The 18,386-nt window shown below is 66.2% G+C and carries 17 protein-coding genes and 1 riboswitch; of the genes, 5 read left to right on the forward strand and 12 right to left on the reverse strand.

Annotation, left to right across the window (positions count from 1 at the left end; all coding sequences use genetic code 11):
* Positions 1–7 precede the first annotated feature (7 nt).
* The 9 genes from Q0L30_RS24125 to Q0L30_RS24165 form a co-directional block, all read right to left on the reverse strand.
* Positions 8–1,021 (reverse strand): ABC transporter permease subunit, encoded by a 1,014-nt coding sequence (locus Q0L30_RS24125; RefSeq protein WP_296662926.1) that lies wholly within the window; start codon positions 1,019–1,021, stop codon positions 8–10.
* 138 nt (positions 1,022–1,159) lie between these two features.
* A complete protein-coding gene (locus Q0L30_RS24130) occupies positions 1,160–2,791 on the reverse strand; it encodes an ABC transporter substrate-binding protein (RefSeq protein ID WP_296662928.1) in 1,632 nt (543 codons plus the stop codon).
* A 513-nt stretch (positions 2,792–3,304) separates the two neighbouring features.
* On the reverse strand, positions 3,305–4,135 hold the full coding sequence (gene metF / locus Q0L30_RS24135) for a methylenetetrahydrofolate reductase [NAD(P)H] (protein WP_296662931.1): 831 nt from the start codon (positions 4,133–4,135) through the stop codon (positions 3,305–3,307).
* A gap of 21 nt (positions 4,136–4,156) precedes the next feature.
* Positions 4,157–4,510, reverse strand: a complete 354-nt coding sequence (locus Q0L30_RS24140) for a phage holin family protein (protein ID WP_293034345.1) — start codon at positions 4,508–4,510, stop codon at positions 4,157–4,159.
* 126 nt (positions 4,511–4,636) lie between these two features.
* Complete coding sequence (gene ahcY / locus Q0L30_RS24145) at positions 4,637–6,055, reverse strand: adenosylhomocysteinase (RefSeq protein WP_296662935.1); 1,419 nt, start codon at positions 6,053–6,055, stop codon at positions 4,637–4,639.
* 30 nt (positions 6,056–6,085) lie between these two features.
* Positions 6,086–6,203: riboswitch (S-adenosyl-L-homocysteine riboswitch) on the reverse strand.
* 268 nt (positions 6,204–6,471) lie between these two features.
* Positions 6,472–7,284 carry a glycosyltransferase family A protein gene (locus Q0L30_RS24150; protein ID WP_296662938.1) on the reverse strand — a complete coding sequence of 271 codons (813 nt, stop codon included), beginning with the start codon at positions 7,282–7,284 and terminating at the stop codon, positions 6,472–6,474.
* A 243-nt stretch (positions 7,285–7,527) separates the two neighbouring features.
* The gene (locus Q0L30_RS24155; protein WP_296662940.1) at positions 7,528–7,959 is read right to left on the reverse strand and encodes a DUF29 domain-containing protein; all 432 of its coding nucleotides are present in this window, start codon (positions 7,957–7,959) and stop codon (positions 7,528–7,530) included.
* Between the two features lie 129 nt (positions 7,960–8,088).
* Positions 8,089–8,811, reverse strand: coding sequence for an LrgB family protein (locus tag Q0L30_RS24160; RefSeq protein WP_296662943.1), 723 nt, complete (start codon positions 8,809–8,811; stop codon positions 8,089–8,091).
* Between the two features lie 53 nt (positions 8,812–8,864).
* Positions 8,865–9,332: a CidA/LrgA family protein gene (locus Q0L30_RS24165; RefSeq protein ID WP_296662946.1), complete on the reverse strand. Its 468-nt coding sequence runs from the start codon at positions 9,330–9,332 to the stop codon at positions 8,865–8,867.
* Positions 9,333–9,436: 104 nt separating this feature from the next.
* Between Q0L30_RS24165 and Q0L30_RS24170 the strand changes: the two genes are divergently transcribed.
* Positions 9,437–10,366 (forward strand): LysR family transcriptional regulator, encoded by a 930-nt coding sequence (locus tag Q0L30_RS24170; RefSeq protein ID WP_296662948.1) that lies wholly within the window; start codon positions 9,437–9,439, stop codon positions 10,364–10,366.
* A 46-nt stretch (positions 10,367–10,412) separates the two neighbouring features.
* Here the strand turns inward: Q0L30_RS24170 and Q0L30_RS24175 are convergent, their stop codons facing one another.
* Positions 10,413–12,041, reverse strand: a complete 1,629-nt coding sequence (locus Q0L30_RS24175; protein WP_296662953.1) for a GMC family oxidoreductase — start codon at positions 12,039–12,041, stop codon at positions 10,413–10,415.
* A 247-nt stretch (positions 12,042–12,288) separates the two neighbouring features.
* Between Q0L30_RS24175 and Q0L30_RS24180 the strand changes: the two genes are divergently transcribed.
* From Q0L30_RS24180 to Q0L30_RS24195, 4 genes are all read left to right on the forward strand, one after another.
* Positions 12,289–12,543 carry an AbrB/MazE/SpoVT family DNA-binding domain-containing protein gene (locus Q0L30_RS24180; protein WP_293034339.1) on the forward strand — a complete coding sequence of 85 codons (255 nt, stop codon included), beginning with the start codon at positions 12,289–12,291 and terminating at the stop codon, positions 12,541–12,543.
* Positions 12,543–12,905, forward strand: a complete 363-nt coding sequence (locus Q0L30_RS24185; protein WP_296662956.1) for a type II toxin-antitoxin system PemK/MazF family toxin — start codon at positions 12,543–12,545, stop codon at positions 12,903–12,905. The genes Q0L30_RS24180 and Q0L30_RS24185 overlap by 1 nt, the downstream gene beginning before the upstream one ends.
* Positions 12,906–13,147: 242 nt before the next feature.
* Complete coding sequence (locus Q0L30_RS24190; RefSeq protein ID WP_296662958.1) at positions 13,148–14,866, forward strand: isovaleryl-CoA dehydrogenase; 1,719 nt, start codon at positions 13,148–13,150, stop codon at positions 14,864–14,866.
* A gap of 77 nt (positions 14,867–14,943) precedes the next feature.
* Positions 14,944–16,365, forward strand: a complete 1,422-nt coding sequence (locus Q0L30_RS24195; protein WP_296662961.1) for a coniferyl aldehyde dehydrogenase — start codon at positions 14,944–14,946, stop codon at positions 16,363–16,365.
* Here the strand turns inward: Q0L30_RS24195 and Q0L30_RS24200 are convergent.
* Both Q0L30_RS24200 and Q0L30_RS24205 read right to left on the reverse strand, forming a co-directional pair.
* Positions 16,343–16,729 (reverse strand): EscU/YscU/HrcU family type III secretion system export apparatus switch protein, encoded by a 387-nt coding sequence (locus Q0L30_RS24200; RefSeq protein ID WP_296662964.1) that lies wholly within the window; start codon positions 16,727–16,729, stop codon positions 16,343–16,345. The two genes, Q0L30_RS24195 and Q0L30_RS24200, sit on opposite strands and share 23 nt — an antisense overlap.
* On the reverse strand, positions 16,729–18,330 hold the full coding sequence (locus tag Q0L30_RS24205) for a flagellar hook-length control protein FliK (RefSeq protein WP_296662967.1): 1,602 nt from the start codon (positions 18,328–18,330) through the stop codon (positions 16,729–16,731). Before Q0L30_RS24205 ends, Q0L30_RS24200 begins: the two co-directional genes overlap by 1 nt.
* Positions 18,331–18,386: the final 56 nt, after the last annotated feature.

Genomic DNA, 18,386 nt, shown 5'->3' on the forward strand with positions numbered 1-18,386 from the left:
GGCGGGCTTACCTCGTGTGACGGATGCGCGGATTCAGTACGCCGTACAGCAGGTCGACGACCAGATTCACGACGATCACGAGTGTCGCGATCATGAGGATGCCGCCCTGCACCACCGGATAGTCGCGGCGGCTGATCGCATCGATCAGCCACTTGCCGACGCCGGGCCAGGAAAACAGCGTTTCGGTCAGCACCGCGCCCGCGAGCAGCGTGCCGACCTGCAGGCCGATCACGGTGACGACGGGAATCAGCGCGTTGCGCAGCGCATGCACGACGATCACGCGCAGGGGCGAAAGGCCCTTCGCGCGCGCGGTGCGGATATAGTCCTCGCGCAGCACTTCGAGCATCGACGAGCGCGTCATGCGCGCGACCACGGCGAGCGGAATCGTGCCGAGCACGATGGCGGGCAGGATCAGGTGGCTCACGGCGGAGCGGAACGAGCCTTCGTCGGTGCCCGGCAGCAGCGAGTCGATCAGCATGAAGCCGGTCACGTGCGGGATGTCGAATTCGACGGCGATGCGGCCCGACACGGGCGTCCAGCCGAGATACGACGAGAACACCATGATGAGGATGAGCCCCCACCAGAAGATCGGCATCGAATAGCCGGTCAGTGCGGTGCCCATCACGCCGTGGTCGACGAGACGTCCGCGCTTGAGCGCCGCGATCACGCCCGCGGGCAGGCCGATGGCGAGCGCGAAGACCAGTGCGCACAACGAGAGTTCGACGGTGGCCGGAAAGCGCGCAAGAAACTCGCCCATCACGCTCGTGTTGGTGATGATCGAGGTGCCGAGATTGCCCTTCAGCGCGTGACCGACGTAGTGGAGATACTGCGTCGGCAGCGGTTCGTCGAGGCCGAGGCGATGCATCGCGTCGGCGTGCATCTGCGGATCGACGCCGCGCTCGCCCATCATCACTTCGATGGGGTCGCCCGGAATCAGGTGGATAAGCGCAAACGCGAGGATGGTGATGCCGATGAATGTGGGTATCACCATGCCGATACGGCGCAGTACGAAGCGGAACATGGTTTGTTCCCCCGAAAGCTTGAAAATGAAATGCAACCGGCGACGGAGGCTTGTGACCCCGGTCGCCGGACCCGATTCGGCCAGTTTTCCAAATCCGGTCCTGACCGGACAAAAGCCCGGTCAGGACGCGGCGCAACATTACTGCATGCTGACGCCGTCGAAGCGCGCATAGCCGAGCGGCTCGATGCGCATGTCGATCACCTTCTTGCTGACCGGCTGATAGACGGTCGAGTGGGCGATCGGCGAGAACGGCAGTTGCTTTGCGAAGATCTGCTGCGCCTGCTCGTAAAGCTTGGTGCGCGCCGCCTGATCGGACGTCGTGCGGCCCTTCTGGATCAGCTCGTCGAACGGCTTGTAGCACCACTTGCCGAAGTTGTTGCCGTTCACGGCCTCGCAGCCGAGCAGCGTGCCGAGCCAGTTGTCGGGGTCGCCGTTGTCGCCCGTCCAGCCGATCAGCATCGTGTCGTCTTCGCCCGCGTGTGCGCGCTTGATGTACTCGCCCCACTCATACGTGACGATCTTCGCCTTCACGCCGATCTTCGCCCAGTCGGCCTGGATCATCTCGGCCATCAGACGCGCGTTCGGGTTGTACGCGCGCTGCACCGGCATGGCCCAGAGCGTGATCTCGAGACCGTTGGCCACACCCGCCTTCGTGAGCAGCGCCTTGGCCTTGGCCGGATCGTATGCGTTCGCCGGCAGGTTCTTGTAGTAGGACCATTGCGTCGGCGGCATCGGGTTCGTCGCGAGCTGGCCCGCGCCCTGGTACACCGAGTCGATGATGGCTTTCTTGTTGATCGCCATGTCGAGCGCGTGACGCACGTCGGCGTTGTCGAGCGGCTTGTGCTCGACGTTGTACGACAGGTAGCCGAGGTTGAAGCCCGGCTGCGACGGCATCGCGATGTTCGGCTCGGCCTTCAGCGGGGCGATGTCGGCGGGACGCGGATAGCTCATCACCTGGCACTCGTCGCGCTTGAGCTTTTGCACGCGCACGCTCGCATCCGGCGTGATCGAGAAGATCAGCTTCGAGAGCTTCACTGCGCCCGGCTTCCAGTAGTCAGGATTGCCGTCGAAGCGGATCGTCGCATCCTTCGTGTAGCTCTTGAAGATGAACGGGCCCGTGCCGACCGGATACTGGTTCAGGTCGGCGGCCTTGCCGGCCTTCATCAGCTTGTCGGCGTATTCAGCCGAAAGAATCGACGCGAATTCCATCGCCATGTTCTGGATGAACGGCGCGTTCGGCTCGTTCAGCGTGAACTTGACGGTGTACGGATCGACCTTCTCGACCTTGGCGATCAGCTTGTCGAGGCCCATGTCCGTGAAGTACGGGAACGACACCGGATACGCCTTGCGGAACGGCTGGTTCGGATCGAGCATGCGATCGAACGTGAAGACGACGTCGTCGGCGTTGAATTCGCGCGACGGCTTGAAGAACGCCGTGGTCTGGAACTTCACGCCATGACGCAGATGGAACGTGTAGGTCTTGCCGTCGGCGGAAACATCCCACGATTGCGCGAGGCCCGGTTCGACCTTCGTGCTGCCGCGCTCGAATTCGACGAGGCGGTTGTAGACGGTGAAGGTGTCCGCGGTGAAGTCGGTGCCGGTCGTATATTGCGCCGGATCGAAGCCTGCGGGGCTGCCTTCCGAACAGTAAACCAGCGTCTTGTTCGGGATGCCCGCGGCGTGCGCTACGGTGGCGCCCGCAATCGATGCCGCTGCGAGCGCGGCGAGCGACGTGAGCCGCGCAGCTCGCAACAGGTTGTTTCCTTTCATATTTCCTCCAGTTCGGTGCCGGACTCTGCCGGCGTAGCGCGATCTTACAAGACCTGTAGCACCCGTCACAACAGATAACGGGGTCCGGTGGACCATGGAAAACGCCGGGTTGACAGACCGGTTGCACCTCGAACGTGACGCCGGGTTACCCGGCTGGCGCGGGTTGCGCCTGTTGCGCGAAGCGAACTTCACTGTTTCGATATATTGAACCGTCACGCGCGCCACCGCCCTGGCTCGCCAATATTTCTCGTGTAATTTCGCGTGCGCTCATCCGCTGTCATGAATGACGGCTGCGGGGGTGGCTGCGGGGGTGGCTGCGGGGGTGGCTACGGGGGCGGCTGTGGCTCAATGCCACGCCGTGGCGCGACTCGCGGCCCGTGCGCACGGGCGGAGAAATGAGAACGGCCCGCTTCGCCGCCCGCGAATCAAACATGAAACGCGGGGACGAGCGGGCCGTGCAGGCCATGCAGGCCATGCAGGTTGGATACTCGCGGCTGGAGCCTTACAGAAACCTCAGAGCCCGAGCCGCTCGCAGATCGACTTCGTCGCTGCAGCGCCGTTGAGCGTGTAGAAGTGCAGTCCGGGCGCGCCGGCATCGGTGAGACGGCGGCACAGATCCGTCACGACGTCGAGGCCGAACGCGCGGATCGCCTCGCGGTCGTCGCCGAAGCTCTCAAGGCGTTTCGCGACCCAGCGCGGCACTTCGGCCCCGCACATTTCGGAAAAGCGCATGAGCTGCGAGTAGTTCGTGATCGGCATGATGCCGGGCACGATCGGCACGTCCACGCCCAGCTTGCGGACATCGTCGACGAAGCGGAAGTACGCGTCCGCATTGAAGAAGTACTGAGTGATCGCCGAGTTCGCACCCGCCTTCACCTTGCGCGCGAACGCTTCGATGTCGTGACGCGGCGAGCGCGCCTGCGGGTGATATTCGGGATACGCGGCCACTTCGATGTGGAACGTGTCGCCGGTTTCCTGGCGGATGAACGCAACGAGTTCCGACGCATAGCGCAGCTCGCCCACTTCGCCCATGCCCGAGGGCAGGTCGCCGCGCAGCGCGACGATGTGGCGGATGCCGTGCGAGCGGTACTGCTCGAGGATTTCACGCAGCTTCTCTTTGGACGAGCCGATGCACGAGAGGTGCGGCGCGGCTTCGATGCCGTCCTTCGCAATCTCGATGACGGTGTCGAGCGTGCCTTGTTGAGTCGAGCCGCCCGCGCCGAACGTCACCGAGACGAATTTCGGCTTGAGCGTCGCAAGCTGCGCGCGGGTGGCGTGCAACTTTTCGACGCCGTCCTGCGTCTTCGGCGGGAAAAATTCGAATGAAAGTTCGATCGGTTTCATGATGGGATGGCCGCGGCCCGGTTAGCCGAGCGAGCGGTTGCCGAAAATCAGGGCAGACAGCAACCATGACACGATGCTGTACAGGATCGAGCCAAAGAACGCCGACCAGAAGCCCGACACCTCGAAGCCCTTCAGCAGCGTCGCCGCGAGCCAGAAGCACAGCGCGTTCACGACGAGGATGAAGAGCCCGAGCGTGAGAATCGTCACGGGCAGCGTGAGCAGGATCAGCACCGGCCGCAGGATGGTGTTGATGAGCCCGAGCACGACGGCGACGATCAGCGCGGTGCCGAAACTGCGGATGTGAATCGACGGAACGAGCCAGGTGATGATCAGGAGTGCAAGCGCGTTGATCAGCCAGGTCAGCAGCACGGTCATGAGAGCTCCTTGTTCTTGATGTGTCGGCCGGAGTTGGCGCTTTAGCGCTTACTCCGGCCCCACGCACAGCGAGTCGGCCCGGAGTCGGCGCTTCAGCGCTTACTCCGGCCGATAACTAACAACTACTTAGTAACGGTAGTGGTTCGGCTTGAACGGACCGCTCTTGTCGACGCCGATGTACGATGCCTGCGCGTCGGACAGCACGGTCAGGTTCGCACCGATGCGCGCGAGGTGCAGACGCGCAACCTTCTCGTCCAGATGCTTCGGCAGCACGTACACCTTGTTCTCGTACTTCGCGCCCTGCGTGAACAGTTCGATCTGTGCGAGCGTCTGGTTCGTGAACGAGTTCGACATCACGAACGACGGGTGGCCCGTCGCGCAGCCGAGGTTCACGAGGCGGCCTTCGGCCAGCAGGATCACGCGCTTGCCGTCCGGGAAGATGATGTGGTCGACCTGCGGCTTGATGTTGTCCCACTGATACTGGCGCGTCGACGCCACGTCGATTTCCGAGTCGAAGTGGCCGATGTTGCAGACGATCGCATTGTGGCGCATCGCCTTCATGTGGTCGTGGCCGATCACGTGGTAGTTGCCGGTGGCCGTCACGAAGATGTCGGCCTTGTCGGCGGCGTATTCCATCGTCACGACGCGGTAGCCTTCCATCGCCGCCTGCAGCGCGCAGATCGGATCGATTTCGGTGACCCACACCGTCGCGCCGAGGCCGCGCAGCGACTGCGCGCAGCCCTTGCCCACGTCGCCGTAGCCCGCGACCACGGCGATCTTGCCCGCGATCATCACGTCGGTGGCGCGCTTGATGCCGTCCACGAGCGACTCGCGGCAGCCATACAGGTTGTCGAACTTCGACTTCGTGACCGAGTCGTTCACGTTGATCGCCGGGAACGGCAGACGGCCATCCTTCTCCATCTGGTACAGGCGGTGCACGCCGGTCGTCGTTTCCTCAGTCACGCCCTGGATGTGCGCGAGGCGCTTCGAGTACCACGAAGGATCGCTGTCGAGGTGCTGCGCGATCGACTTGTAGAGCGCGACTTCTTCTTCGTTCGTCGGCTTGGCGATGACCGAGCGGTCCTTTTCGGCCTTCGAGCCGAGGATCAGCAGCAGCGTTGCGTCGCCGCCGTCGTCGAGGATCATGTTGGCGAACTCGCCGTTCGGCCATTCGAAAATGCGGTGCGAGAACTCCCAGTATTCGTCGAGCGATTCGCCCTTGAACGCGAACACCGGAGTGCCGCCCTGCGCGATGGCGGCGGCGGCGTGGTCCTGCGTCGAGAAGATGTTGCACGAGGCCCAGCGGACGTCGGCGCCGAGCGCCTTGAGCGTTTCGATCAGCACGCCCGTCTGGATCGTCATGTGGAGCGAGCCCGCAACGCGTGCGCCCTTGAGCGGCTGCTGCGCCTTGTACTCGTCGCGGATCTGGACGAGGCCGGGCATTTCGGTCTCGGCGATGTCGAGTTCCTTGCGGCCCCAGCCGGCAAGCGACATATCGGCGACGACGAAATCTTTGGCTTGAGCTTGCGGAATTGCGGCGTTCATCACGCCCTCCTTTCTAAAAGTGACTAGAAATAGACGTGAGCGCCGTTTCGATGCGGTTGCTTGACGATGAAACAACCGGATTGAGCGCCTCCGAGCCTGGCGGGCCGCATTCGTAATGCACAGCCGCGTCGCAACGCTCCTCGGAGACGAGGCGTGATTGTAGCAAATCGGCATGGCGCCGTCGGAACTACCGCGTCGGGCGAACGCGCGCAGCGACAGCACTGGCAGAAATGGCGGATCTGGCGGCGGATGTGGCGGATGTAGCGGACCTGGCAGATGCGCCGAGAACGGCGCCGCGGGCGACGTGGGTGATGTGGCGGACCCGGCAGATGCGCCGAGAACGGCGCCGCGGGCGACGTGGGTGATGTGGGTGATGTGGGCGCCGCGCGCATCGCTGCGCGCGGGCACGGGAGAGTTCAGGTGTAGCTGGCGATCTCGCCGGCCACCGCGGCGGCGCGCGGATTCACGGCTTCGCTCACGTTGAGCGCGCGCAATTGCTTCACGGCAGCGAGCGCATTGTCGAGGAACTGGCGCGAGCACTGGACGACCGCCGCGCTATCACCCGGATCGGGCGTCTGCAGGCCGGCCTGGATGCGGAAGAAACGCTCGGCGTGGATGTTGTAGTGATAGTGCATGCGCACGCGCTTCGCATCTTCGAGCCGGCGCTGGCCAAAAGTCTCGCGCAGCGCCCACGAGAGCGCGCCGTCCTCGCCGCCGTACTGGCGGAAGAAGTCGTCGATCGGAAAACCGCCCAGCGCGAGAAATGCGCTGCGGCGGATCACGAGACTGCTCGGCACCGTGTTGCTGAGCGTCGCGGCATGCATGGGGAAGTCGGGATGCGCGAGCACCGATTCGGGAAAGCCGGCGAACTCGACGTCGAGCCGGATCGCGGCTTCCTGCGGATGCTGGTCGAGCCATGCGCCCGCATCGGCGAGCGCGCCGGGCATGTATTCGTCGTCGGCGTCGAGAAAGGCGAGCACCGCCGCAGTCGCGTGCAGCGCACCCCAATTACGCGCGCGAGCCGCGCCGCTGTTCATCGGCATCTGCAACAGATGCACGCGCGTGTCGTGGCGGGCATAGCCGAACACGATTTCCGCCGATGCGTCGGTCGAGCCGTCGTCGACGACGAGGATCTGCACGGCTTCGCGTTGCGCGATGCAGCTGTCGAGGGCGCGCGCGAGCGTTGGCGCGCTGTTGTAGCACGGAACGATGATTGAGATGGGCAGCATGGGTAACGTCGCTGTCAAGCCGCAACGAGCGCGGCAACGCTGTCCATAATAGACCGGCTGCGATCCGGGAAATCTGGAAATGGTGCGGCGCGCAGCCGCTAAAAGCGCAACCGCGCCGAAGAGTCGCATGGTTGCGCTGCGGTCGACCTGGGGTTGCACCGCGATTGCACCACATTCGCACCGGCGATAAAAAAGCCAGCCCCAAGGCTGGCTTCCAGACTTCCGACGATCCAGGAACGACCATCAGTCCGGCATGAATTCCTCATCGAGGACCTGCTCCATCGACCACGGACAGATTTCGGGGAACACATCCAGACCGGTTTCGCTGACCGCCTGCGCCAGCGCCCTGGCCCACACGACACGCATCCAGTCCGCATCAGCCAGCCTGGGCTTGAGGCTGGGCGCCTCATCCAGCAGGTAGGCCACGTCCAGCCGTTGCGCCTTGATGGTCCTTTGCCAGCTCGCGCCTCGCCGCTCGGACTGGAACTGCCACTTGAGCAGATGTGCCAGCAGTACGGCCATGCGGCTGGTCAGTTCCCGCTGTTCGCTCTTGCCCACGTCCTCGATCTCCTCTGCCAGATGCTCAATGTCCAGCGCCGAGAACTTGCCCTCACGCAACAACGCCGCCTGTTCGTTGGCCCAGGCCACCACGTCCTTCTCGTAGCTCGTTCCCATTTTCCGGCCCTCCAGACCGATCACATCTGCCGCCATTGTACCGGCCTATGGAACGGGTACTTCTCCTGCCTTCGTGCCGTCACCGCCAGCTTTTCAGCGCCGTTCAGCACCGGACGGCGTGTGTGGGATTCAGACCGGCAAAAAGCCGAGCACCGGCGCGAGCAGCACCATCACGACACCCGCGATCATCATCGTGAGGCTTGCCACCACGCCTTCCTCGCTGCCGAGTTCGCGCGCCTTCGCGGTGCCCACGCCGTGGGCCGCCGCGCCGAACAGCGCGCCGCGCGCAAGACGCGTGCGCAGCGGCACGAGCGCGAGCACCAGCTCGCCGAACAGCATCCCGCACACGCCGGTCGCGATCACGAACAGCGCCGTGAGATCGCGCGGCGCGTGGATCTTGTCGGAAACGGCCAGGGCGAACGGCGTCGAAACCGAGCGCGTCATCAGGCTGCGCTGCAGTTCGGGCGACAGGTGCAGGAGCTTCGCGAGCGCGAGCGATCCGCCCACGGCGACGACGATGCCCACGCCGACGCCCGCCGCGAGCGAGATCCAGTGGCGCTTGAGCAGTTCGCGATACTCGTAGATCGGCACCGCGAACGCGACGGTCGCCGGACCGAGCAGCCACATGAGCCAGCGCGTGTCTTCGAAATAGACCGGATACGGAATATGCAGCGCGAGCACGATCGCGCCGAGCACGACCGGCACGGCGACGAGCGGCGTGAGCCACGGCGAGCGCACACGCGCGTAAAGCGCCTTCGACGCGAAATAGAGCACGACAGTCAGGATCAGGCAGCCCGCGGCAATCAGCCGGGAGGCATCGTCGGCGAACAAGGAGGCAATAAACGTGTTCATGACGCGATCATCCTGTAAAGCAATCAATCAGAGCAGCTTGGCGAACCGCCGGTTCAGGCGTGGTGCGCGTGACGCGTGAGGTGGCGCGTCTGCAGCACACGGCGCAGCGCGAGCCGGCGCTCGAAACGCGCAGCCTGTTCGACGGCGAACGCCACGGAAACCATCACCATCAGCGTTCCGCCGACCACGACAAGCGCAAGACGCCAGCCGTCCGCGCGGAACAGCCCGCCGTACTGCACCGCCGCCACGGCGGCCGGAATGAAGAACAGCAGCATGTCGGAGAGCAGCCAGTCGGCGCCCGCCTTGACCCAGCGCGGCGCAACGCCGCCGCAGAACAGCAGCGCGAGGAGCGCGACGAGGCCGACCACGCCGCCCGGCACGGGCAGGTGCGTCGCCCGCGCGAAGTCGTCCGCGGCGAACCAGACTCCGGCGATCAGGGCCGACTGCACGGCGATCAAGCCGATGCGCGCCACTGCGCCCACTTGCCGCGAGGCTTTCGTCGTTGAGCGTTGAGTGGTCATGGCAAACCCTGGGTGACATTGGAAAGAACCCAGTATAGGTTGCGTCGCAGCATAAATATAATGACTTAGAATTATCCAGATCATTCCAAACTGGAATCAGAACCATGGAGCTACGTGCGCTTCGCTATTTCATCGAGGTGGTGCGGCAACAGAGTTTCACCGCCGCCGCCGAGCAGATGCACGTCACGCAGCCGACCATCAGCAAGATGGTGAAAGCGCTCGAAGACGAGATCGGCACGCCGCTTTTGCTGCGCGATACGCGCCAGATGGTGCTCACCGACGCGGGCCGCATCGTCTGGCAGCGCGGCCAGGACGTGCTCGCCGCGCATGCGCAGTTACAGGCCGAAATCGACGATCTGGAGACGCTCGGCCGCGGCGAGCTGACGATTGGCGTGCCGCCGATGGGCGGCTCGCTCTTCACCCCTGCCATCGCGGCATTCCGCGAGCGCTACCCGAGGATCGAGCTGAAGCTCTTCGAGCAGGGCTCGCGCGCAATCGAAGCCGCGCTGATTTCCGGCGAACTCGAACTGGGCGGCGTGCTGCAGCCGGTCGATCCGGCGACCATCGACGTACTGCCGATCTCGCATGAAGTGCTGTGGCTCGTCGCGCAGAAGGGTTCGCGGTGGGACGGCGCGGCGAGCGTGCCGTTGGCCGAACTCGCCGACGAGCCGTTCGTGTTCTACGGCGAGAGCCTGGCCCTGAACGACGTCGTGCAGCATGCGTGCCGCGAAGCGGGCTTCGTGCCGCAGATCGTGGGGCGCAGCGGACATTGGGATCTGATGGCGGCGCTCGTGCTCGCGGGCGTCGGGATCGCGTTGCTGCCCGCCCCGTACTGCCGCAGGCTCGACGCCGCGCGCTTCACGTGCCTGCCTGTGAGCGAGCCCGAAATCACCTGGGATATGGCGATTGGCTGGAAGCGCAACGCGTACCTGTCACACGCGGCGCGCGCGTGGCTCGCGGTGGCGAAGGAGACGTTCGGCAAGCCCTCGTCGTTTCTCGACGATTTCGTGCTGCCGCCCGGGCTGGGCGAATGACGCGCGCGCGGCTGCCGAAAAAGCGCAGCCGCTGCCAGGTCGCTACTCAGACCACCGCGCTCGCTCTGGCCGTTTCACCCTTGCGGCGCGTTTGCGCGATGAAGTCCGCAGCGCGCTCGCCGATCATCACGGTCGGCGCGTTCGTGTTGCCGCCGATCAGCGTCGGCATCACCGAGGCATCGACAATGCGCAATCCGCGCACGCCGCGTACGCGCAACTGCGTATCGACGACCGACCGCGCGTCGCCGCCCATGCGGCAGGTCGCAACCGGGTGATAGATCGTGTCGGCGTGCGCGGCAATCGTCGCGCGCAGTTCGGCGTCCGTCTGCCCAGGGTGCGTGTAGAGTTCGCGCCCGCCAAGCTCCGCCAGCGGCGCCGCATCGAGAATGGGCCGCACAAGCCGCACGCCCGCAACGAGCGCATCCATGTCGCGCGCATCGGAGAGAAAGCCCGGATCGATCACGGGCGCGACGCGCGCGTCGGCGCTTGCGAGCGTGACCGTGCCGCGACTCGCCGGACGCAGCACGCATACATGCAGCGAATAGCCGTGGCCCCAGTGCATGCGGCGGCTGTGATCGTCGACCAGCCCGGTGCAAAAGTGCAATTGCAGGTTGGGCCGGTCCAGACCGGGGCGGCTCTTCAGAAAGCCGCCCGCCTCCGCGACGTTCGACGTGAACATGCCGCGCCGCGAACCGAAGTAACGCGCGAGCGCGGGCGCCATCTTCGCGAAGCCGCGCAGCGAATAACCGAACGCATCGGTCGTTTTCACGCGCAGGTTGTAGGTGTAGTCGATGTGGTCGATCAGATTGCGGCCCACCTCGGGCGCGTCGTAACGAACCTGCAGGCCATGCGCGCGCAGTTGTTCGGCCGGGCCGATGCCCGAGCACATCAGCAACTGCGGCGTGTTGAACGCGCCCGCCGCGAGGATCACTTCGCCGCGCGCGCGCAGTTCCTCGACCCGGCCGCCGCGCGCGACGTTCACGCCGGTCGTGCGCTCGCCGTCGAAGGTCACGCGCAGCACGGTCGCATCGGCAATCAGATGCAGGTTCGGGCGCTCGCGCCCATACAGGTACGCCCGCGCCACGCTGCAACGCTCGCCGCCGCGCTGCGTCACCTGATAGAAGCCGACGCCTTCCTGATCGGGTCCGTTGAAGTCGTTGTTTACGCGAAAGCCCGCTTCGAGCGCGGCCCGCACGAAGCGCTCCGCCACCGGGTTACGGACGCGCAGATCCGTGACGCCGAGCGGCCCGCCCGCGCCGTGCCAGGCGTTCGCGCCGCGCGTGTTGTCCTCGGCGCGCAGGAAGTACGGCAGCACGTCGCTAAAGGCCCAGCCCGTGCAGCCGAGCTTCGCCCATTCGTCGTAGTCGAGCGGATGGCCGCGCGTGTAGATCATCGCGTTGATGGCGCTCGATCCGCCAAAGCCGCGTCCGCGCGGCTGGTAGCCGCGCCGGCCTCCCAGCCCCGGCTGCGGCACGGTCTCGTAGCCGTAGTTGTTCTTCATCGCACGCGGCACGAGCCCGGCGACGCCCATCGGCATGTTGACGAGCAGATTGCGTTCGGTGTGCGGACCGGCTTCGATCAGCGCGATCGTCGCTTCAGGACAGCGCAAGGCGAGCCGCCCGGCCAGCGAAGCGCCGCCCGATCCGGCGCCCACGATGATGTAGTCGTATTCCACCATCTCCTCCGTCTGTCTTTATTGGCGTTGCACCTGGGTCGCGCCCGACGCACGCTCGTTCGATAATTAGTTTTTTGCGCATTGTAGGAAGCGAGCAGAGCGAAGCGCGACACTTATGTCAGAGCCTTCCCTCTAATCGGCCGGAAGCGCGGCACGCCTGTCAAACCGGGAAACCCATATAAACGCGTTAAAGCGTCCACTGGAGCGTGTAGACTTGTTTATACGTCAACAAGAGAGGGATTCCATCATGGGAAAAACAGCGACGCTTACGATTCAGCAGTGGGGGAACAGCCTGGCTGTCCGCATTCCCGCTGCTGTCGCACGCGCGGCGCATTTTTCGGTCGGTCAGGAGGTCGAAGTGACGACCGATGAGGTGGGCGTGACGGTGAAACCGGTTGGTCCGCGCAAGCTCACGCTCGCGGAGAAACTGGCTCTGTTCGATCCGGAAAAGCACGGCGGCGAAGCGATGGCAACCTCCCGCGTTGGCGCGGAGGTGTGCTGATGGCAGGGGCGGTGTGGGCACCCGATCGCCGCGACATTATCTGGATTGACTGCAATCCGCAGGTCGGGCGCGAAATGAGGGACATGCATCCGATGCTGGTCCTGTCACCGAAGCCGTTCAACGAGCGGACCGGCATCGTCATCGGACTTCCCATGACGACCGCCAGATCCAACGACACGAATCCGTTTGCCATCAAGTTTCAGGGGCCGAAAAACGTCACGAGCTACGTGCTTGGACACCAGCCCAAATCGTTCGACTGGCGAGCGCGAGGCGCGAAGGCACACCCGTGGAAGCGCGTTCCGGATGAGGTGTTTGCTGCGGCGTGCGAACAGTTGAACCAGATTATCGCGATTGGCGACTAGGAAACGGCGGCGTGACGTTTGACACGCCAAAGACGCTCGCGGGCAACGTGATCTCCCGCGCTCGCGAGTGCAGGTAACCACGCAGATGCCGCGCGCTTTCCGCGCGACTACCACACAACTACACGCAACTACCAAGCAACTACCACGCGATTACCACGCGATTACCACGCGATTACCACGCAGTCACCATAATCAGACAAGGCCGCGCGCACCCGCGCCCAAGGCCCAAAGGAGACAGGCAGATGGAAAGAGCACATCGCCCCGGCACGAGCCACGAGGTCACGAATCAGGCGCCGCCGCTCGCCGACTACAACCTTTTCACCACCGACGCCGCGCTCGCCGAATCGCTCGCACGCGCGGGCGCCGGGTGGCATCGCGAGGCGCTCGAACGCGACGGCGCGCGCCTCGGCACCGCCGAGGTGATCGCGCTCGCCGATCTCGCCAATCGCCACACGCCCGAACTCTTCACGCACAGCCCGCGCGGCGAGCGCATCGATGCGCTCGAATTTCATCCGGCGTGGCATCGCCTGCTCGCGCTGCTGCGCGCCGAGGGCCTGCAGGCGCTGCCGTTCTCGAACCCGCAGCCCGGCGCGATGGCCGCGCGCTGCGCGGGCTACTTCCTGCACGCGCAGATCGAATCGGGCGCGCTGTGCCCCACCACGATGACCTTCGCGAGCATCCCCGTGCTGCGGCGCGAACCCGCGCTTTTCGAAACGCTGCGCGAGCGCCTTTACGCGCGCGAACACGATCCGCGCGACATGCCGTGGCAGCAGAAGACGTCGATGATGATCGGCATGGGCATGACCGAAAAGCAGGGCGGCTCCGACGTGCGCAGCAACCGCACCGAAGCGCACGCCGCAGGTACCACCGCGGGCACCGCCACCGGGCGCGGCGCCGAGTACCGCCTGACCGGGCACAAGTGGTTTCTCTCCGCGCCGCAATGCGACGCGCATCTGGTGCTCGCGCGAAGCGGCGCTCACGACGGCCTCTCGTGCTTCTTCGTGCCGCGCTTCGCGCCGGACGGCACGAAGAACACCGTGAACGTGCAGCGCCTGAAGAACAAGCTCGGCAACCGCTCCAACGCAAGCAGCGAAGTCGAGTTCTTCGACGCGTACGGCGTGATGATCGGCGACGAGGGACGCGGCGTGCAGACCATCATCGAAATGACGAACTACACGCGGCTCGATTGCGTGATCGGCAGCGCGGCGCTCATGCGCGCGGCGCTCGTCGAGGCGATCCATCATGCGCGCCATCGCAGCGCGTTCGGACGTCTGCTTGCCGATCAGCAGCTCATGCAGAACGTGCTCGCCGATCTCGCGCTCGAATCGGAGGCCGCGACGGTGCTGTTCATGCGCCTCGCGCATGCGTTCGAGGAAGACGCGGGCGCGCACGTCGCCCAGTCGCCCGAAGAGCGCGCATGGCGCCGCATCGTCACGCCCGCCGCGAAGTTCTGGGTCTGCAAGCGCGCGATCGCGTTCACCGGCGAGGCCATGGAGGTCTGGGGCGGCAACGGCTACGTCGAGGAAGGTCCGATGGCGCGCCTCTATCGCGAAGCGCCGGTCAATTCGATCTGGGAAGGTTCGGGCAACGTAATGTGCCTCGACGTGCTGCGCGCGCTCGAACGCGAAGCCGACGCCGCCCAGACGCTCTTTCTCGCGTGGCGGCGCGAGGCGCAGGGGCATCCGGTGCTCACGGCCGCGCTCGATCGTCTGTCGGCACTGCTCAACGGTGCGCCTGGCACGCGCGAAGCGAGCGCGCGGCACATCGCGCAGCAGATCGTACTGATCGCGCAGGCACTGTTGTTGCGCGAGGGCCCGCAGGATGTCGCCGACGCCTTCATCGCCACGCGGCTCGGCGAACGCGACGGCGACGGCAATGGCAACTGCGGCCGCGTGGCCGGCACGCTGCCTGCGCGGTTCGACCATGCAGCTTTAGTGGCGCGCGCGTTCCCGGCCATCTGACCCACGGCCCGCCACGCCATGCCACGCCACGCCATGCACGATCATTCGAACGTTCAAGCCCTGAGGACCGACCGACCATGAAACAGGATCTGCCCGAATCCGTCTCGCGCGATCCCCTCGCCGCCCTGCTCGACGTGCAGCGCGACGCGTTCCTGCGCGAGCCGTTCCCTGCGTGGGAGGTGCGCGCACGCCACCTGAGGGCGTTGCGCGCGATGCTCTTCGACAATCGCGACGCACTGGCCGAAGCGATGAACGCCGACTTCGGCCAGCGCTCGAAAGCCGAGGTCACGCTTTCGGAATTCGTCGTACTCAAGCAGGAAATCGACGGCGCGCTGAAGCACGGCGCGCGCTGGATGAAGCCGCAGCGCCGCAGCGTCGGCAAATGGCTGCGGCCCGGGCGCGCGAGAATCGTGCCGCAGCCGCTCGGCGTGGCGGGCATTGTCGTGCCGTGGAACTATCCGCTGCTGCTCGGCGCGGGGCCGCTCGTCTGCGCGCTCGCGGCGGGCAACCGCGCGATGATCAAGATGTCGGAGTTGACGCCGCGCACCTCGGCGCTCTTCGAGGCCCTCATCGAAAAGACCTTCTCGCGCGACCACGTCGCCGTGGTCAACGGCGACGCGTCCGTCGGCGCCGCGTTCGCGGCGCTGCCGTTCGACCACCTGCTGTTCACGGGCTCGACGCGCATCGGCCACGAGGTCATGCGCGCGGCGTCGGCCAACCTGACGCCCGTGACGCTGGAGCTCGGCGGCAAATCACCGGCGCTGATCGGCGAGCACGCGCGTTTCGACTACGCGGTCGACAGCCTCCTGCTCGGCAAGACGCTCAACGCGGGTCAAACCTGCATCGCGCCCGACTACGTGCTGCTGCCGCGCGGCCAGGAGGCGGCGTTCATCGAGCGCGCCCGCGCGCGCTTCGCGCAGCTTTATCCGGACTTCCTCGACAACCGCGATTACACGTCGATCATCTCGGCGCGCCACTACGAGCGGCTCGTGCGCATCGCCGACGAGGCACTGGCGGCGGGCGCGCAACTGCATCCGCTCGGCGCTCAGGACGAGGCTGCGCGGCGCATGGCGCCCGTCATCGTGACGGACGCTCCGGCGAACACGGCGCTCATGCAGGAGGAGATCTTCGGGCCGCTCTTGCCGCTCGTGCCCTACGACACGCTCGACGACGCGTTGCGCTACGTGAATTCGCGCGCACGCCCGCTCGCGCTCTACCTCTACGCCGACGACGCACGCACGATCGAGCGCGTGACGCGCGAGACGATCGCGGGCGGGATGTCGGTGAACGAGACGCTGATGCACATCGCCGCCGAGGGCCTGCCGTTCGGCGGCGTCGGGGCAAGCGGCATGGGCGCGTATCACGGCTACGAGGGTTTCGCGACTTTTTCGAAGCTGAAGCCGGTGTTCACACAGGCGCGGCTCAACGCGCGCGGGCTGATCGCGCCGCCCTACGGCCTGATCTTTCGCTTCCTGATCAATCTGATGATGAAGTTCTGAACGGCGCAAGCGCCAGGAACGGCGACGCGCGACGCTGCGCGTTGCGTTCCGGCGCGGCGGCGGCAGGTTCGGGCTCGGGTGCGGGCGGCGGCGCACTGCTGACGGCTTCGAGCTGATGCAGCCACGCGAGCAGTTCGGCCACGGCCTGGTAGAGCTGGGGCGGAATCTTCGAGTCGAGATCGACCTGCATCAGCAGCGACATCATCTGCGGCGACTCGTGCACGTAGAGGCCCGCTTCCTTTGCGCGCTGAATGATCATGTCCGCGACGAGGCCGTAGCCCTTCGCGACGACGCGCGGTGCGCCGTCGGCGGCGGGGGCGTCGTAGGCGAGCGCGGCGGCGCTCTTGCGATGCATGCGGCTCATTACAGATCCCAGTCGAGATAGCCTGCGCCCGCGACGGCCGCGCTCGCCTGCGGCTCCGCCGGACGGGCCTGCGCAGCCGCCTGGGCAGCCTGCGCTGCCTGAGCCGCCTGCGCTGCTTGAGCCGCCTGAGCCTCTTGAGCCTCTTGCGCGGCGGCGCGCGCATACGCGCTCGCGGCTTTCGCGGCTTCGGCCGTTCCCGGCGCGCCGCTGCCGACTTCGCGGATCGAGAATCCCGTGAGCGCGAGACCGAGCGCTTCGAGGCGGCCCTTCAACGCATTGCCGCCTTCAACGAGACGCGACGCGCCGTCCGGGTTCGCCTGCACCCGCACGGCAAGCGACTGGCCGGTGAGCGTCAGCTCGGCATCGACGGTGCCGAGCGACGGCAGCGCAAGCGTGAGCCGCGTGCGCCACTGCGCGTCGTCGGGATCGGCTGCGCCGTGACGCGGATCGCGCGCGTCGACGCGGTCTTGCTGGATGCTCCAGTCGAGGCGCACGCCCGCCCAGGCCTCGCCGGTCCAGCGGAATTCGCCGGTCGCCAGCAGATCGAGCTGTTGCCGCACGAGCGGAATCACAGCCGGATGAATCGAAGCGCCTGCCGCCTGCGCGTCGTGCGATGCGGACGACGACGCAGGCAACAACGTGGGCAAAAGCGCGGCTTCGGAAAGCGCGCCGCTCGCCCGCACGAGCACGGCGTTCGTCGCGAGCGCGGCTGGGCCGGACTGGGCGGCCGCATTGCGTGCGAGCGACGCGTTCGCGCTGTCCGCCTGCTGCTCGCGCGCACCCGCTGCGGGCGTTTCGGTCCAGAACACATCGTCAGCGTCGCTTGCGGCGAGGCTCCAGTCGCGCGGCAACTGGACGGCGCCGTCGACGAGCCGGTTCTGCGGTTCGGCGGCGAGCGACGCGGGCGTGCGCTGGCCTTGCAGCCATTGCGCGAGATGGGATTCGTAAAAGAGGCCGCTGTCCGTGACGGTCTGCGCGAGCGCTGCCGCAAGCGCGGCAACCGGGGTTGCCGCCGCCTGGCTGGCCGCCGTAGCCGCAGTCGTCTGGCCAGCCGCAGCAGCGGAAGCCGCCGTGCCGTTTTGCGCGCCTGCGGTCGTGGCGGCCTGCGCGGCGTCTGCCGTGCCGGAACCGGCTGGATTGCCGCTCACGCCCGTTTGCGTTTCGGTTTGTGTCAGTGCGGCGGCGTCGCCAGCGAGCAGTTCGGCTTCGATCAGCGCGGCCTGCGCGGCGGCATCAGCTGCGCCCGGCAATGGGACCGAACCCAGGACCGAACCAGGCAGCGAACCCGGCAACGCGCCCGCCCCGGCTTGCGTCGCGGCACCCGGATCGCTCCAGACCGGCGCGTTGCCGACCACCGCGGGCGTCGCTTCGCCGCCCGAACGGATAATCGCGTCGAGCGTGAGCGCCACAGCCGAGAGTACGGTTTGCGCCGAGGCCTGCTGCGTGGCGCCCGTGACCGCATCGGGCAGCGTCGGCGTGCCGGTCGCAAGCGCCGATACGTCCGTCTGCGTCGCGCCCGTGCTGCCTTGCGACCCCACCGGATTGAGCGCGCTCGAGCGGTTCGCGACGAGCGCGGCGCTTCCCGTGTCGATTCCGTTCATGCATTCCCCGAGGCCGGCGGGTCGTCGCGCGCGTCGCGCTCCGCCCAGGTATCAAT

The sequence above is a fragment of the Paraburkholderia sp. genome (assembly GCF_024281035.1).
In the GTDB taxonomy this organism is placed as follows: domain Bacteria; phylum Pseudomonadota; class Gammaproteobacteria; order Burkholderiales; family Burkholderiaceae; genus Paraburkholderia.